12 protein-coding genes are annotated in these 15,663 nt (G+C 62.3%); 8 read left to right on the forward strand and 4 right to left on the reverse strand.

What is annotated here, in order from left to right:
• Nucleotides 1–96: 96 nt before the first annotated feature.
• Nucleotides 97–711, reverse strand: a complete 615-nt coding sequence (locus tag CYA_RS10945; RefSeq protein ID WP_049749784.1) for a mechanosensitive ion channel domain-containing protein — start codon at nt 709–711, stop codon at nt 97–99.
• Nucleotides 712–964: 253 nt separating this feature from the next.
• Between CYA_RS10945 and CYA_RS10950 the strand changes: the two genes are divergently transcribed.
• A complete protein-coding gene (locus CYA_RS10950) occupies nt 965–2,164 on the forward strand; it encodes an NAD(P)/FAD-dependent oxidoreductase (RefSeq protein WP_011431128.1) in 1,200 nt (399 codons plus the stop codon).
• A gap of 14 nt (nt 2,165–2,178) precedes the next feature.
• On the opposite strand, the gene dnaG is transcribed toward CYA_RS10950, so the two are convergent.
• Nucleotides 2,179–4,074: a DNA primase gene (gene dnaG, locus CYA_RS10955; protein ID WP_011431129.1), complete on the reverse strand. Its 1,896-nt coding sequence runs from the start codon at nt 4,072–4,074 to the stop codon at nt 2,179–2,181.
• A gap of 145 nt (nt 4,075–4,219) precedes the next feature.
• Here dnaG and CYA_RS10960 point away from each other — a divergent pair, with 145 nt between their 5' ends.
• From CYA_RS10960 to CYA_RS10975, 4 genes are all read left to right on the forward strand, one after another.
• Nucleotides 4,220–4,567, forward strand: a complete 348-nt coding sequence (locus tag CYA_RS10960; protein ID WP_011431130.1) for a c-type cytochrome — start codon at nt 4,220–4,222, stop codon at nt 4,565–4,567.
• Between the two features lie 29 nt (nt 4,568–4,596).
• Entirely contained in the window at nt 4,597–4,914 is a 318-nt protein-coding gene (locus CYA_RS10965) for a hypothetical protein (RefSeq protein ID WP_228375294.1), read from the forward strand.
• Nucleotides 4,915–5,012: 98 nt separating this feature from the next.
• On the forward strand, nt 5,013–5,525 hold the full coding sequence (locus tag CYA_RS10970) for a YcnI family protein (protein WP_228375296.1): 513 nt from the start codon (nt 5,013–5,015) through the stop codon (nt 5,523–5,525).
• A 17-nt stretch (nt 5,526–5,542) separates the two neighbouring features.
• Nucleotides 5,543–7,159 carry a copper resistance CopC/CopD family protein gene (locus CYA_RS10975; protein ID WP_011431133.1) on the forward strand — a complete coding sequence of 539 codons (1,617 nt, stop codon included), beginning with the start codon at nt 5,543–5,545 and terminating at the stop codon, nt 7,157–7,159.
• On the opposite strand, the gene CYA_RS10980 is transcribed toward CYA_RS10975, so the two are convergent.
• Together CYA_RS10980 and CYA_RS10985 are read right to left on the reverse strand one after the other, a co-directional pair.
• A complete protein-coding gene (locus tag CYA_RS10980) occupies nt 7,156–10,014 on the reverse strand; it encodes a serine/threonine-protein kinase (protein WP_011431134.1) in 2,859 nt (952 codons plus the stop codon). The two genes, CYA_RS10975 and CYA_RS10980, sit on opposite strands and share 4 nt — an antisense overlap.
• An 84-nt stretch (nt 10,015–10,098) precedes the next feature.
• On the reverse strand, nt 10,099–10,497 hold the full coding sequence (locus CYA_RS10985) for a DUF4346 domain-containing protein (RefSeq protein ID WP_011431135.1): 399 nt from the start codon (nt 10,495–10,497) through the stop codon (nt 10,099–10,101).
• A 252-nt stretch (nt 10,498–10,749) separates the two neighbouring features.
• Between CYA_RS10985 and CYA_RS10990 the strand changes: the two genes are divergently transcribed.
• The 3 genes from CYA_RS10990 (at nt 10,750) to infB (ending at nt 15,624) form a co-directional block, all read left to right on the forward strand.
• Nucleotides 10,750–11,784 carry an HD-GYP domain-containing protein gene (locus CYA_RS10990; protein ID WP_011431136.1) on the forward strand — a complete coding sequence of 345 codons (1,035 nt, stop codon included), beginning with the start codon at nt 10,750–10,752 and terminating at the stop codon, nt 11,782–11,784.
• A 38-nt stretch (nt 11,785–11,822) separates the two neighbouring features.
• Nucleotides 11,823–12,140 (forward strand): YlxR family protein, encoded by a 318-nt coding sequence (locus CYA_RS10995; RefSeq protein ID WP_011431137.1) that lies wholly within the window; start codon nt 11,823–11,825, stop codon nt 12,138–12,140.
• 388 nt (nt 12,141–12,528) lie between these two features.
• The gene (infB, locus tag CYA_RS11000) at nt 12,529–15,624 is read left to right on the forward strand and encodes a translation initiation factor IF-2 (RefSeq protein ID WP_011431138.1); all 3,096 of its coding nucleotides are present in this window, start codon (nt 12,529–12,531) and stop codon (nt 15,622–15,624) included.
• Nucleotides 15,625–15,663: the final 39 nt, after the last annotated feature.

Here is a 15,663-nt window from a genome sequence, read left to right on the forward strand (position 1 = left end):
TGATCCTGAAAATCCTGCTGGTCGAACAGGTACACCGTGCGAATCGGGTAGGGAATGACCAATCCGGCCCGGTCACAGGCCTGCTTGAGGGCGATATCACCTGAGTGCGGACGCGGCGCACCTCCGCCTTGCGAGGCCGAGTCCAGTAGCGCACCACAAAATCGATGGAGCTGTCGCCAAAGCCGACGATGTCCAGCTCAAAGGGGGCTCCGCCAGCACTCCCTCCACGCCTTGCATCGCCTCCAGCAGCACCTCCAAGGCTTTGGGCAGGGGTGTGTTGTAGTCGAGGCCAATCTCCAGATCGGTGCGGCGAAAGGGGCGATCGGTTAAGACCGTGATCGGGCTGGTGGGGATCACCACCCGTTCTCCTTGGTAGGTGCGAATCTGGGTGGAGCGAATGCTGATTTCCTCAACTGTACCTTCAAAATCCCCGACGACAATCTGGTCATTGAGTTGAAAAGGCTCGTTCAAAAGCAGCAGCACGCCCGCCAGGAAGTTCTTGAAAATATCTTGAAAAGCAAAACCGATGGCCACCGACCCTAACCCCAACAGCCCGATCAGATCTCCCAGGCGCAGATCTGGGAAAGCCACCACGCTGGCTGCCAGGATCCCTGCCACCCAAGCACCCACTTGGCTGACTTGCACCAGCAGCATTTGTAGGGAAGGGCTGGGGATCCACCGGTTGGCTGCGGATCCCGCCAGGCGCCGCACGGCCCGAACGCCATCTCTAGAAGACTGCGGTTGATGGTTTGCAGTAGTTCGTTCATATCTTCACCCTTGCTACGCTATCGATCACGATGAACGCCAGAGAACGCCATTCGACTTCGGCGGGAACACTCGATCAGGACTCAGGGAGGCTCTCTGTGGGTTCCGCCTCAGCTGGTATCCGCCACGGCTTAGGTTCTGCTGTGCTTGCTACCCTGAAAGAGCCACTCTGCCGCAAGATAGGTTTCAGGGCCGCAGCATGGCCAACTACGACTGGATCGTCGTCGGCGGCGGGATCACGGGGGCAGCCTTGAGCTACGAGCTGGCCCGCCAGGGGGGATCCGTTCTCCTCGTTGAGAAGGAAGCGCTGCCGTCCAGTGCCACTCGCTACAGCTACGGTGGCCTGGCCCATTGGGCCGGGAAAACCCCCCTGCTCAAAGCCTTGGGGGAAGAAGGGATCCAGCGCTACCGCACCCTGTCAGAGGAGCTGGAGGCGGATCTTCAATTTCGCGAGCTGGATCTGCTCATGCCCGTTGCCCCTGGCTACAGGATGGAGGCAGTGGAAGCCGATCTGGCCGACTGTCGCATCCCACCGCAGCGAATTTCTGTAGAGGCGGCCTGTGAGCTAGAGCCGCTTTTAAACCCTGCCGCCCTCGAGGGTGTACTCTGGGCGCGGCATGGCCACATCCACCCCTGGTTGACGACGCTGGCTTTTCAGAAGGCTTTCCAACGCCTAGGGGGATCCCTGCTCTTGCAAACCGTAAGGGCCTTGCGGCGCCAGGGCCGGCGCATTACGGGCGTGGAGACGGATACCGACTTCTGCGGAGCGGCTCAGGTGGTGGTGTGCGCCGGCGGCTGGACACGGGCTTTGTTGCGCCAGGCCGGGATCTGGGCTCCTATCTACTTCACCCACGCCGAATCCCTGGAGCTGGATCCTGCGGAGGTGCGGTTGAGAGCCATCGTCATGGGCGCGCCCGTGCAGCGTTTGGAGCTGGAGCGGCAAGCTGGCCGCCCCGACCGGGATCCCCTCTGGGACCAGCCGGGACAGGAGCTCTGCCCGCCCATCCTGGATGTCGGGATCGTGCAGTTTCTCGACGGCAGACTTCGCCTGGGGCAGATTAGTCGGGTGCTGACGGATCCCATGGCCGAGGTAGATGCCGCTGCCAGCGAAGCCCAGATCCGGGAACAGGCCGGTCGCTACCTGCCTCAGGTGGCCCGCCTGCCTGGGCGGTGGTATCACTGCTTGGTGGCCTTCAGCGCCGATCACCAGCCTTTGGTGGGATCCCTGCCCGGCTGGGAAGGGCTGCAGCTCTTCTCCGGCTTCAGCAGCCCTTTGGCCATCCTGCCGGCCCTGGCTCGCCGCTTTGCCCAGCAGGCCTATGGACAAGAGGATGAGTGGCTCCCCAGCCTCTCGCCAGCGCGCTTTGCTGGGCCCTCACCCCCTGCCCCGCTCCCTTAGGGAGAAGAGCCCCCCTAGTCTTCAGCCAGCGGTGCCTCCAGCAGGTCTTCCAGGTTGAGTTGCACCTGGCGCTGCAAGGCCTGAATAGCCTGATATTCCTGTTGAATGCTGGCCTGGTACTGGGCAGCCAGAGCGGTGTTGCCCTCGGAAAAGGCCTGATCCCAGAGCTGCGTCCAGTAGCGGTAGCGCTTCTGGCGAATTTCCAACTCCATGTTGGCCAAGGCAGCCCGCACCACCAGGCGCGGACGCATCAGGGCCACGCGGGTATTTTCGTCCAGCCAGAGCAGGTGGCTGAGGCGCTCGTTGAGGTCCTCGTCTTGGGCGCAGAGGGTGCGCAGGGCGGTCAGGAGACCCTCTCCCTGGTCTTCCAGCTCCGGCTGGGCCGAGAGCAGCTCCAAGATCCGCTGCCACAGCTCCCGGTGGGGACGGAAGCTAAACTGCAGCTCCCGCTCCATCAAGGTTTGGCGGATCTCGCGGCGGTACTCGGCAAAGTGCAAAAAGATCTGCAGAAGGTGGGACTCCGATTGCAAAAGTTTGCATCCCTTGGGGGCAGCAAGTTGCCGGGGTTTGGACCAGCGGTACTGGCGCACGGCCCGGCGCAGGTCCTCTTCCAGATCGCGGCAGAGGCGAGCGTTGCCCCGGCTGAGCAATTCCGCCACTTTGTGGGTGTACAGAGAGCGCCATTGCCCGCCCAAACCAGCCAGCAGTTGTACCAGCGCCTGATAGGCCTGTTGGAAATCGGCACCTTGAGCGAGATCCCGACCGGCCAGCACCTGGTCAATTTGCCAATCTAGCCACAGGGGAGCCTGAGCCAGCAGGGCCTCAAATGCGGAGACCGAGTGCTGCCGCAGGAACTCGTCGGCATCTTTCCCGGCAGGAAGGGTGAGGATGCGCAGCTCGATTTCCCCCCGCCGCGCCTGCTCTTCAATGGCCTCGATGGCCCGCTTGGCGGCATTCAACCCAGCGCGGTCGGCATCGAAGTTGAGAATCAGCCGCTTGGACTGGGTATAGCGCAGCAGAGTCTTGACCTGGTGCGGCGTCAAGGCTGTGCCCATCGCGGCTACGGCATAGGCGATGCCGGCTTGGTGCAGGGCGATGACATCGAAATAGCCTTCCACCACCAAGACTTGGTCGGCTTTGGCAATGGCCTCGCGGGCAAAGTTGAGACCATAGACCACCTGGCCCTTGTTGAAAAGTTCCGTTTCCGGGGAGTTGAGGTACTTGGGCTGCTCCTCTCCCAGGGCTCTGCCGGCAAAGCCAATGACCCGCCCCTGCAAATCGAAAATGGGCAGCATGATGCGGTTGCGGAAGCGGTCGTAATGGCCGGATCCCTGCTGGCGCGGCGCCAGCAAGCCGGCTTCTTCTAGAAGTTTGACCGGCTGGCGCTTTTGGTTGACCAGGTACTCGTAGAGCGAGTGCCAGCCGGGGGGAGCAAAGCCGATTTGAAATTTTTGCAAGGTCTCTTCGCTCAGGTGGCGGCTGTGCAGGTACTGGCGGGCGGCGGATCCTATCTGGGAGCGGAGAGCATGCCGATAGAAATCGGCAGCCAGGGCCAAAATCTCCAGCAGCTTTTCCCGGTGGGAGAGTTGGCGCTCGTAGTCCTGGGAGAGGGATTCCTTGGGCTCCGGCACATGGTAGCGGCGGGCCAGGTGGCGCACCGCCTCGGCAAAGGAAAGGCCCTCTATCTGGCTGACAAAGCGGATGACATCTCCCCCCGCCCCGCAGGCAAAGCACTTGTAGATCTGCTTGCTGGGGCTGACCTGAAAGCTGGGCTTGTGGTCGTTGTGGAAAGGGCAGAGGCCGACGAAATTCTTGCCCTGCTTGCGCAACACCACCTTTTCGGCCACCACCTCGACGATGTCGGCCTTCTGGCGCACCAACTGGATGAACTCCGGCGGCAGACTGCTCATGGCCCTGGGGATCCTGCACCCTATGGTACCTGCAGGGGAGTTGACAGGCTGTCTTTTGACCTAACCTGACCTAGTGGAGATAATGGTCTAGCTTCAAAAGCTGGATTTTTCCATGAGCGGTTTTTTGCAGATTGTTGAGAGGAAAATGCGGATCATCAAGTTTTTCTTGCTCCTTTTGCTGGTCGGCGCCGCCGTCTTCTGGGGCCCGCAGGTGGCTTCTGCGGAACCGGATTTGGCTTTGGGTGCCAAGGTCTTTCAGGCCAAGTGTGTGGGCTGTCACTTGAACGGTCGCAACACTCTGGTGGCGGCGAAAAACCTTTCCCTGGCTGCCCTGCACGAGTACCACGTGGATACCCCTGAGCTGATCCAAGCCCAGGTGCGCAACGGCAAAGGGGCCATGCCCGCTTTTGGCAAGCTCCTCAAACCAGAAGAAATCGAAGCCGTGGCCGCCTATGTTCTCGACCGGGCTGAGCACAACTGGAGCAAAGGCTGATGGCTCAGGAGAGGACTCAAGATCTGACCTTGGCTCCGAAAAATTCTGTCGCCCCGGTGCCGCAGGAGCAGGGCTGTGGAGCACAGGGATCCCGCCGCAAAATCTTGTCGGTTGGTGTGGGGGCGCATGGTTTGGTGGCCGTCGGCATCTCCGCCCACGGGGTGGTGGCCATAGGCGTGGTGACCCACGGCATTCTCTCCATTGGCCTGGTGGCGATGGGCGCCCTCTCTTTTGGGCTGGTGTCGATGGGCCTGGCCAGCGCCGGCCTGGTGTCCATGGGCCTCTCCAGTTGGGGTCAGCACAGCATGAGCGTAACCGAATCCCACGGATCCCATCGCCATCCCTGAAGAAATTGGAAAACTAAAGAAATTGGAAAAAAAGGAGATTGGAAATGGGTCTGCAAAGTTACTTAGCTCTAGCCAGAAAATCTCTGCTGGCTTTGGGTATGAGCTTTTTGCCTCTTTCTTCTGCCTGGGCTCATGTTACCGTCCATCCCCAAGAAGCCCCGGCAGGCAGCTACACCAAGCTCACCTTTCGCGTACCCCATGGATGTGATGGCTCCCCAACCAAGCGCTTGCGGGTGCAGATCCCAGAGGGATTTGTTTCCGTGAAGCCGATGGTGCACCCTCTGTGGAACATCGAGACGGTCAAAAGGCCGCTGAAGACCCCATACGAGTCCCACGGGAAGATGATCACCGAAACGGTTGCCGAAGTGATCTGGAGTGGCGGCTCGCTGCCCGATGACCTCATGGATGAGTTCAGCATCCGCGCCAAGCTGCCGGATCGGCCCGGCGAGGTCATCCCCATCCCGGTGATCCAGGAGTGCGAAAAAGGTGTGCACCGCTGGATCCAGGTGGCGCAGCCGGGCGAGGATCCCAAGAGCTTGCCGGAGCCGGCCCCGCTGCTGAAGCTGACAGGTGGAGGTGGTGGACAGGGTCATGGTCACGGCAGCCGGTAGGCGGCCTGCTGGGCAGGATGTCTCGCCCTAGAAGGGTTTTTGCCTGGATTTGGGCTGGGATCCTCGGCCTCTCGCTGTGGACGGCTGGGATCCCGCCCGCTTTTGCCCATGCCAGCTTGCTCTCCACTTTCCCGGAAGATGGAGCGGTGCTCCAGGAAGCGCCGACGCAAGTGCGGCTGGTTTTCAATGAGCCGGTGCAGCTTACGCAGCTCCAGGTTTTGGACGGAAATGGACAGGTATTGCCCCTGGAAAACCTGGTGAGCAGAGGCGAGGCACCTCAGGGGGATTTGCCCCGGGGGATCCCAGCGGGGGTTTACCTTGTCAGTTGGCGGGCCATTTCCGCTGATTCCCATCCGGTGAGTGGCTCGTTTGTCTTCCAGGTGGGGACTGCAGATCCAGAGCTAGTTCAAGCGGTGAGGGCGGCCCAGGTTCGAAAAAGGGATCCCCTGCATTGGCCGCTGGTAGGTGTGCGCTGGGGGATCTACCTGGGCAGCCTGTTTGTTGTCGGCGTGCTGGGCTGGTGGCGGCTGGTGCGGGGGCGTTCGAGCGTTTTGGGGGCAAATGGAATAGAGCTCTCGGATAAGGCCTGGGCTTTCGTGGCAGCTTGGCTGACCCTGAGTTTGACTCTGGTGGCCTTCGGTTTGCACTTGGCTCAGCTTTACCCCTACCTCAATGGGCAAAAGCTGCTGAGTGTGATGCTTTCTCCCTATGGCTGGGGTACGGGGCTGCGGCTGGTGGGGCTGGGGATCCTGATCTGGGCCTGCGAGGGCGGGCCCCGCTGGGCCAACGGCTTGGGGTCGGTGGCGGTGATAGGGTCGTTTTTGCCCATCGGCCATGCCCTCACCAGCGAGTATCCAGCAGGGACGATGGCCCTCTTGGGGCTGCACCTGGCCGGCTCGGCTTTTTGGTTGGGGGGGCTGTGGGGGGTGGAGCGCCTGTTGAGCCGATTGCGCCAGCGGGACGGAGTCCTTGAATGGACTTCCCAATCGGCAGGTGTCATCCAACGATTTTCCGATGTGGCCACCTGGGCTGTGCCGGGGCTGGTGCTGGCGGGAGTGGGGATGGGCGGGATCCACCGCGGCTGGGACTGGGAGCACCCCTACGGGCAGTACCTCTGGGCGAAGCTGTTGCTGGTGCTGATGATCGTGGGTTTGGGCGCCCACAACAAGTTGCGGCTGCTGCCGGCGTTGCGAGAGGGGGTTTGGTCGGCGGGCCGATCCCTGCGCCAAATTGTCCGCCTGGAGTTGGTGGGGCTAGTTCTGGTGCTGGCCTTGACCAGCTTTCTGGTGGCCCAAGCCCCTCCTGGCCAAGGAGCGGGACCGGCTTGCCAAGAGACATTGAGCTGGCCGGAAGGCAGCCTCCGCCTGCAGATCCTGCCCTGCCGCCCTGGCAACAACCGCATCCAAGTGGAAGTTAAGGGGATCCCCGCCCAGGAGCTGAGCCTGGAGTTTGACCTCCCCGCACGTGGGATCCCGCCTCTGCGCCGCCAGGCGCTGCCAAGAGAACCTGGCCAGTTTGAGGTGGAAGATGTCCTCTTGCCCTTAGCGGGAGAATGGCAGCTCAAGGTAAGGCTGCTGGTGAGCGACTTCGAGGAGCGACGGGAGCAAGTTAGGCTCAGGGTAGAGGATCGCTAAGAGCTGCCTAGGGAGTGAGTCTCTTCTTCCCAAAGGCGACCCTCGTATCCTTGCAACTGGAGAGCAGTTTGGAAGTCCTGACAGGCTCCTTGCCAGTCACCAACGGCAGCGCGGGCTAGGGCACGGTTGCAGTGGGCTTTGATGTGGCTGGGATCCCGTTCGAGAACCTGCGTGTAGTCGCGGATAGCTGCCGCAAAATCTCCCTGTTGGGCGTAGGCCCAGCCGCGGTTGTTCAAGGCCCAGAGGCGCGTCTGCGGATCTGGCTCCAGTTGCAGGAGCTGGGTGTAATCGGCCAGGGCCCTCTCTATTTCCCCCGCCTGATCCCAAAGGAGAGCCCGCCAGAGGAGGGCGTGGCGCTCCTGCGGGTTCAAGGCCAGGACCTGGGTGTAGTCGGCAATGGCCTGCTGCAGCCGGTTGGCCTGGCGGTGGAGATCCCCCCGCTGCCGGTAGGCCAGCGCCGCATCCGCCAGCCCCCAGTCGCGGTTGCAGCCTATGGCCCGGTCGAGATCAGCCAACGCTGCCTCCTCGTCTCCCAAGACTAGGTGTACCGCTGCCCGCAGGGCAAATCCCTGGGAAGCCTGCGGCTGCTCTTGGATCAAGGCCGTGAAATCGGCCAGCGCTCCCTGCCAGTCTTCCAGCCGCTGCCGCGCCATGCCCCGGTACAAGTGGATACGAGCCATCAGATCCAGCCCATGGGGGCCCCCCGGCTGGCCTGCCCACTGCAGCGCCTGGGAGAAATCCTCACAGGCTGCTGCCCAATCTTCTTGCTCAAAGTAGATCTGGCCGCGGTCGAAGTAGAGCTGCGGGTTGCGGGGATCCCGCTCCAGGGCAGCCGTGTAGTCCTGCAGGGCCGCCAAGGGATCCCCCAAAAGCCGGTGAACCTGCCCGCGGCTGCTGCGGGCGCCGACATCGCTGGCATCTAAAGCAATGGCCTGATTCAAGTCTGCCAGAGCCGCTTCCAGGTGACCCAGCTCCAGATGGGCAATCCCACGCTTGAGGTAGGCCTTGGCCAGCCGGGGATCCAACTCCAGGGCGCGGTTGAAGTCGGCCAAAGCGCCTGCCGGATCCCCCAACCCCTGGCGGGCCAGCCCCCGGTAGAAATGGGCTAGCGCCAGGGCAGGATTAAGGCGGAGCGCCTGTTCGCAGTCAGCCAGCGCTGCCTCCAGGGCGTTGTTGCTCAGGTAGGCCACAGCCCGCTGCAGATAGAGCTCCGCTTGAGCTGCCGCCACGGCTCCCGAAGGCTCCTCCCCCTGCGTAGCCCTCAGCGCAATGGCCTGGGAAAAATCAGTAATGGCCCCTTGCAGATCCCCCAACGCCTGCCGGGCTAGACCGCGGCGGTAACAGGCCTTGGGGTGGCCGGGATCCAACTGCAGCGCCTGGGTATAGTCCTCAATGGCTCCCTGAAAGTCCAGCAACTGCGCCCGTGCTACGCCCCGGTTGAAATAAGCTTCCGTATCTTGGGGATCCCGTCGGAGGACCTCGGAAAAATCGGCTACAGCCCCTTGCGCATCTCCCAACTGGCCGCGCACTACGCCGCGGTTAAAGTAGGCCCGTACTTCCTCGGGGTTGAGCTCAAGGGCGCGGGAATAGTCCTCGATGGCTTGCTGCGGCTGATCGAGCTGCCGGTAGGCATTGCCGCGGCTGTAGTAGGCCAGGGCCCAGTGAGGGTCGAGACGGAGGGCGTGCGTGTAATCAGCAACTGCTCCCTCATAGTTCCCCAGCCGATAGCGAGCGATGCCGCGGTTGAAATAGGTGCGGGCATCTCCTCCCCCCAGTTGGATGGCGCGGGTGAAATCTTCCACCGCTCCTGCCCAGTCGCCAGTTTTGTAGCGGACGCTGCCCCGCTGGCTGTGGGCGCGGCCATTCTGGGGATCCAGTTGAATGGCCAGGGTGTAGTCGGCAATTGCTCCCTGCAGATCCCCTTGGCGAGCTTTTTCCTGGCCGCGGGTTACCAAGCGCATCGCCAAGAGTTGATCCACCGAAAGCTGGGAAAGAGCAGGCGCTACACCTTCGGGGGGGGTAGGCAGGAGAGGCCGCAGCGCCTCCATCACCTCAGCCGCCGACTGGAAGCGCTCCTGCCAGCGGGGACAGATCATGCGATCTACAATCTCGGCCAGCTCCTTGCTAACTGGCACCAGATCCCGCCAAAGCAGCTGGCCGGTGCGGGGATCGTCCCGGATCTTGGTGGGGGGACGGCCAGTCAACGCTTGGATGGCCAGCACCCCCACCGAGTAGATATCGCTGCAGGGTTGGGGCTTGCCGCCAAGCTGTTCTGGGGCTATGTAGCCCACCGAGCCGATTACCGTCGCCACCTGGGTTTGACCGGGGGCGTGGCTAACCAATCTCCCCACCTCCTTCACCGCCCCAAAGTCAATCAACACCAACTTGCCGTCGAAGTCGCGGCGCATCAGGTTGGCCGGCTTGATGTCCCGGTGCAGGATCTGGTGGGCGTGGACATGGCGCAGGATCTCGAGAACTTCCCACAGGAGTTGCACGACCTCTGGCTCGCTGAGCGGCTTGCCGTCTACCAGCTCGTGGGTGAGGTCGTGCCCGGCAATGAACTCCTCGACTAAATAGAACTCCTGATCCTGCTCGAAGTGGGCCAAGAGGCGAGGTACCCGGTCGTAGTTGTTGAGCCGGTTGAGAACCTTGGCCTCCCGTTCCAACAGCTTGCGCGCCGTGGCCAGGGTGTAGGGATCCGTCGAGAGCGGGCGCAGGCGCTTGACCACGCAGGGAGTGTTGAAAGTGTCGCGATCCACCGCCTTGTAGGTAACCCCAAACCCTCCTTGCCCCAGAAGGCCGAGGATTTCGTAGCGTCCCCGCAGAATGGCTCCCGGCTTAACCTTGTCGTCCATGGCCGAGCTTGCCCTGCAGTGATCTTGGTCACGGCAAGCTGGCTCGATTCTGCCATAGGCTGGCCTCCTGCAGCGAGCTTGGTCTTAGTCCTGCACGTACTCTTCGCCAGAGAGCAGGGCCGCCTCTGCCTTCTGAAACTCCCGCCCCAGGTAGGCGGCGTGGCTGAGCTGAGAGACGACCTTTTCGCTTTCTTTTTCAAAAATCTGGACGCACAACTCTTTGGCCGTCCGGCCAACGTACACCCGCTGCGGGGAGCGATTGACCGGCCCCCGCGCGGGGATCACCGCTCCAGTCTCCGGGTCGGTGGCCAGCCCCCGCTCGTTGATCACAGTGCTGTAGTACTTAGCGCAAATGAGCTGCTGCTGCCGATCCACATAGATGACAAAGTAGCCTGCCGGGTCTAGCTCCAGGGATCGGCGGGAAAGCTGGTCATCGATGCGGCGCACCTGCTCCCGCAGAGACTCAGAGGAAAAAGACGACATAGTAAAGTTGCCAAGAAGCTAGCAGAACGGGTGCCAAAAACGTAGCCAAGACTACCTTCATTATCCCCATTGTGGCCGAGGAATGGGATCCCTAGCGAGGGAATTGCGACAGAAAAAATCCCCTTATTTACCCGTGTTTTAAGGGATTGGCGGCGGCTTGAGGCCCTGGCAAGTTCAGTGGAAAGGCGGATGCTTGCAATTGGGAGCTGAAATTACGGTGGAAGCGGTGAGCTAGGAGTAGTCTCTACCAAGATGCAATCCGCCCAAGCTGAGAGGCCCGTGAGGGTTGGGATCCCTGAGATAGCACCTTTTGGAGAGCAGGAGCCGGCGGGCCATCTCCTCATCGTGGACGATCAGCCCCACAGTCGCCTGTTGCTGGGGGATCTGTTGGAGAGCATTGGTTATCGCGTCAGCGAGGCGGAAAACGGCCAGCAAGCCCTGCAGATGCTGCCAAGCTTGCAGCCGGATCTGGTCCTGTTGGATGTGATGATGCCGGGGTTGGACGGATTCGAGGTCTGTCGGCGCATCAAGGCTGATGAAGAGACACGCCTGATCCCGGTGGTGTTGATTGCAGCGGCCAGCGACCGCAAAAATCGCCTGCGCGGGATTGAGGCGGGGGCAGACGACTTCTTGAGCAAGCCCTTTGACGAGTCCGAGTTGCTGGCGCGGGTGCGCTCCCTCGTTCGCCAGAAGCATCTCAATGAAGACTTGGATCATGCCGCCCAGGTTTTATTTGCCATTGCCCGCAGTGTAGAAAGCCGGGATCCGACCACCGGGGATCACTGCGAGCGGCTGGCAGCCCTGGCCAAGAGCTTTGGCGAGTTTCTCCAGCTACCCCGTCCCCTGATCAAGGTGCTGGCCTGGGGAGGTTACCTGCACGACATCGGCAAAGTGGGCATACCCGACGCCATCTTGGGCAAAACGGGCAAGCACACGCCGGAAGAGTGGGAGGTGATGAAATCCCACGTCCTAATTGGAGAGGAAATCTGCCGCCCCTTGCGCACCATGAGGGATGTGCTGCCCCTTATCCGCCACCACCACGAGCGCTGGGACGGCAGCGGCTATCCCGACGGCCTCAAGGGAGAAGCAATCCCCCTGGTGGCCCGCGTCTTTCAGATTGTCGACATCTACGACGCCCTTACCTCGGAGCGGCCCTACAAGCGAGCCTTCACTGTCCAGGAGGCCATGGACATCCTGCGGCAAGAAACGACCAAGGGCTGGCGGGATCCCTACTTGGTGGAGCGTTTCTTTGAGTTTCTCAGGTCGCGGCTGCCCCATTTGGAGTAGACTGGACTAGTTCCCGTGCTTCAGCGAGATGGCGTCTTTTGGCAGGGGCAGATCCGCTACGTCGCTGTGTCGGCTGTCGCCAACTGTTTCCCCGCTCCCAGTTGTGGCGGCTGGTTAGGCAATACGACACTCACCAGGTGCTTTTGGATCAGGGCATGGGGCGTTCTGCCTACCTCTGTCGCCGCCTCGAATGTCTGCGGGCGGCCCGGCGTAAGCACCAGATGAGCAGAGTCCTCAAGGCAGCAGTGCCCGACTCGCTGTGGCAACTGCTGGAGCAGCAACTGCTGCGCGATTCTGAGGCCCAGAGCCCCCCGGAAACATCAGCCCCGGGGGCAAGCGCTTTAGACAAAACCTAGGCAGCTCCAGAATTGGCCAAGTTAAGATATTGAAACACCTTTTCAGGTTCATCCAGTCGCGAACTACACGGCAGCCCCTCTCAACTGTCAGAATGAGGACTGGCTGCGGCCAACCTGTATGAGCCGCAGAAAGGTTATTCTAAAAAGCACTGTTGATGTTGGTTTCTTCCCCGGTTGTCCTAGCTTTATGTCCCCTGCGGATGTTTCCAAAGTAGCTTCGGACTTGGATTCCCTCCAGTCCGCGCTCTTGGAGGATCGCCGAGATGCTCTCGCTGTGCCGAAGGAAGTGGCCACACACCCAACAGGTTCAGTCCCATCTGGCGATTTGGATCGTATTAACTTGGGTTGTAAAACTGACAAGGAGCAAGGAGCAGAGGCTAGCAGACGAATGACCGATAGAGTCCGACTTTACGAGATTGCCCGCGAAATGGGATGTGACAATCGCGAGGTGCTGGAGGTTTGTGAGCAGTTGGGGATCCCTTTCAAAAGCCATAGCAGCACCATTTCTCCAGAGCAAGCCGAGTTGGTGCGCAGCAAACTGAGTGAACCTCGCGTTGTGAAACCGACTCGTCCCCGGCTCCGGCCCAAGCTGCAACCTGAGAGCTCTCAACCGCAGCCTCCCGTCGAAGCCAAAGCAAGTGAGCGCCCTCAGCACATTGTCGGCATTCGCCGGCCCGCTCCTGCTCAACAGCAAGCTGCTGCTGGTGAGGCCAGTTCTTCCAAGCCTTCGCCGCAGCGACCCGACCAGCTCTCCTCTGAAAAAGGGGCTGCCGGTGGCAGCCTCGAATTGATAGGCCCGCCGCGGCGGCAAGTCGATCCGCCTGCGCGCCCGGCTGCCCAGGAGCCGCAGCCGGCAGCTGCTTCTACTCGCCCTGAGGCTGCCGCCAAAGCCGGCAGCCCCGAACCTAGCCCTGCTCCGGCGGCCAAGCGACCGACAGTGCTCCCCCCCCCTCGACGAGCCGCCTCTGGGCCCGAGCCGCCGCAACGGGCCCCTGAATCCCGTCGCCCTGGCCTTGCGGAGGCGCCCTCCCCCAGCGGCGCTCGTACCTCTCCTCCTGTCGAGGAAAAGGTTTCTCTCCCTCAAGCTGAACAGCGCCCGCGTCCGCAATTGGTGGGCGCGCCTGTCCGCCCTGGCACTCGTCCCGAGCCGCGCTCGCCGGTGGCCAAGAAGGAAGAGAGCTCCGACAGCGGCAAAGCTGACGAGGCTCCTCGTCCGCAGCGGCGGCTGGAATTGGTAGGGCCTCCTACCCGTCCTGTGGCTAAGCCTCTTCCCCCTGAGCCGGATGCTTCCCCTCGCTTGCCAGAAGGGATCCCTGAGGAACGCCCCACGCCGGTGTTGGCCGAAGCTCCCGTGCGGCCTGCTGCGCCCAAACTCAAGCGCAAGACGGTGGAAGAAGAGGACGAGGAACTACAAGCCCTCGAACGACGGGCCGGCCGCACCCAGGCCAAGCGCAAACGCAGCCGCAGAAGAGAGGAAGGAGACGGAGACGTTCTGGATTTGGATCCCTTGACCGTCCTCTCCAGCGTCAAGCAGGCGGAGCTGAACGCGCTCAAACCCTTGGCGCGCCCCACCGCCAAGCCCCCCTCCTATCGTCCGCCCGCGGCAGCAGCTCGCCCTCGCCCGGCTGCTGAGCGCCCCCAGCGGCCCTCGGCCTCCGCCGAAGCTACTGCTCCTGAGGCCGCAGCAGAATCCTTGCCAGAAGAGAAGGTATTGCTCCTGGAGGGCAGCCTCACCGTGCAAGAATTGGCCCGCCGCCTGCGGGTAGCCGAAACCGAGATCATCAAAACCCTCTTCTTTAAAGGAGTGAGGGTGACCATCAACCAGGTTTTGGACGAGTCGCTGGCCGAGTCGGTGGCCAAAGAGTTGGGCTACGAAGTACGTCGGCCCGAGGCAGAGCCCAAAGCCAAGAAAACCGAGATCCTCGATCTGGAGGACATCGACCATCTGGTGCCACGTCCGCCGGTGGTGACCATCATGGGCCACGTGGATCACGGCAAAACCACTCTGCTCGATGCCATCCGCCACACCAATGTGGCCCAGCGAGAAGCCGGCGGGATCACCCAGCGCATCGGCGCTTACCACGTGGACGTGGACTTCGAAGGCCAGAAGCGGCGCATTGTTTTCCTGGATACTCCCGGCCACCAGGCCTTTACCGCCATGCGCGCTCGCGGCGCCCGCGTCACCGACATTGCCGTTTTGGTGGTGGCTGCCGACGACGGGGTGCAGCCGCAGACGCTGGAGGCCCTCAGCCACGCTCGCGCAGCCCAGGTGCCGATCATCGTGGCCATCAACAAGATCGACAAGCCCGGCAGCCAGCCGGAGCGCGTCAAGCAGCAGTTGGCAGAGCACGGCCTGTTGCCGGAGGAGTGGGGCGGCGACACGCCCATGGTGGAGGTGAGCGCCCTCACTCGCCGCAACCTGGACGCGCTGCTGGAGATGATCCTGTTGGTGGCCGATGTGGCGGAGCTGCAGGCCAACCCCAACCGGCCTGCCCGCGGCACCGTGATCGAAGCCCACCTGGACAAGGCTCGCGGCCCGGTGGCTACTCTGTTGGTGCAAAACGGTACCCTGCGGGTGGGCGATACCCTGGTGGCCGGCGCCGTCTTGGGCCGGGTCAAGGCGATGATGGACGACCGCGGCCAACGGCTGCAGGAAGCGGGGCCCTCTTCGGCGGTGCAACTGTTGGGCCTGGAGGAGGTGCCCGCAGCGGGGGATGAGTTCCAGGTGTACGCCGACGAGAAAGAAGCCCGGCGGATTGCCGAGGAGCGAGCGGAAGCCCTGCGGCAAGCCCGTCTGCAACAGGCGCTGCTGTCGCGGCGGGTGAGTTTGGGCAGCATCTCTGCCAAGGCCCAGGAAGGCCAGCTCAAGGAGTTGAACTTGATCATCAAGACGGACGTGCAGGGATCCGCCGAGGCCATCCAGACGGCGCTGCAGGATCTGCCGCAAGAAGAAGTGCGCTTGCGAGTGCTTCTAGCAGCTCCTGGGGAGATCACCGAGACTGACGTGGATCTGGCAGCAGCCAGCGACGCCATTATTCTGGGTTTCAACACCAGCTTCGCCCCCGGCGCGCGGCAGGCTGCCGACGACAAGGGGGTGGATGTGCGCGAATACGACATCATCTACAACTTGCTGGACGATCTGCGGGCAGCGATGGAGGGCCTGCTGGAGCCGGAGGAGGTGGAGGAGCCGCTGGGCCAGGCGGAAGTGCGCAAAGTCATCCCCATCAGCCGCGGTGCGGTTGCCGGCAGCTACGTGCTCTCCGGCAAGGTGCAGCGCAACGCTCTGGTGCGGGTTCGCCGCAAAGGGGAGGTGGTCTACCAGGGCCGTCTCGATTCTCTGAAGCGCTTCAAGGACGACGTGCGGGAGGTGGCCGCCGGTTTCGAGTGCGGGATCGGCATCGAGAAGTTCGATGCCTGGCAAGAAGGGGACCTTATCGAGGTCTACCAGATGGTTACCAAGCGGCGGACGCTGGCTCCTGCCTAGTTAATTTGGGTGGCCTAGCGTCGCAGGGATCCCAGTCCA

This window comes from Synechococcus sp. JA-3-3Ab, assembly GCF_000013205.1.
Taxonomy (GTDB): Bacteria; Cyanobacteriota; Cyanobacteriia; order Thermostichales; family Thermostichaceae; genus Thermostichus.

Bases quoted from the DNA above. Each gene is read 5' to 3' on its own strand.
- dnaG (WP_011431129.1), bottom strand. From the start codon at position 4,074: ATGAGCAGTCTGCCGCCGGAGTTCATCCAGTTGGTGCGCCAGAAGGCC.
- infB (WP_011431138.1), top strand. From the start codon at position 12,529: ATGACCGATAGAGTCCGACTTTACGAGATTGCCCGCGAAATGGGATGT.
- CYA_RS10970 (WP_228375296.1), top strand. From the start codon at position 5,013: ATGAGCTTTTTGCCTCTTTCTTCTGCCTGGGCTCATGTTACCGTCCAT.
- CYA_RS10975 (WP_011431133.1), top strand. From the start codon at position 5,543: ATGTCTCGCCCTAGAAGGGTTTTTGCCTGGATTTGGGCTGGGATCCTC.
- CYA_RS10980 (WP_011431134.1), bottom strand. From the start codon at position 10,014: ATGGACGACAAGGTTAAGCCGGGAGCCATTCTGCGGGGACGCTACGAA.
- CYA_RS10960 (WP_011431130.1), top strand. From the start codon at position 4,220: ATGCGGATCATCAAGTTTTTCTTGCTCCTTTTGCTGGTCGGCGCCGCC.
- CYA_RS10990 (WP_011431136.1), top strand. From the start codon at position 10,750: ATGCAATCCGCCCAAGCTGAGAGGCCCGTGAGGGTTGGGATCCCTGAG.
- CYA_RS10985 (WP_011431135.1), bottom strand. From the start codon at position 10,497: ATGTCGTCTTTTTCCTCTGAGTCTCTGCGGGAGCAGGTGCGCCGCATC.
- CYA_RS10950 (WP_011431128.1), top strand. From the start codon at position 965: ATGGCCAACTACGACTGGATCGTCGTCGGCGGCGGGATCACGGGGGCA.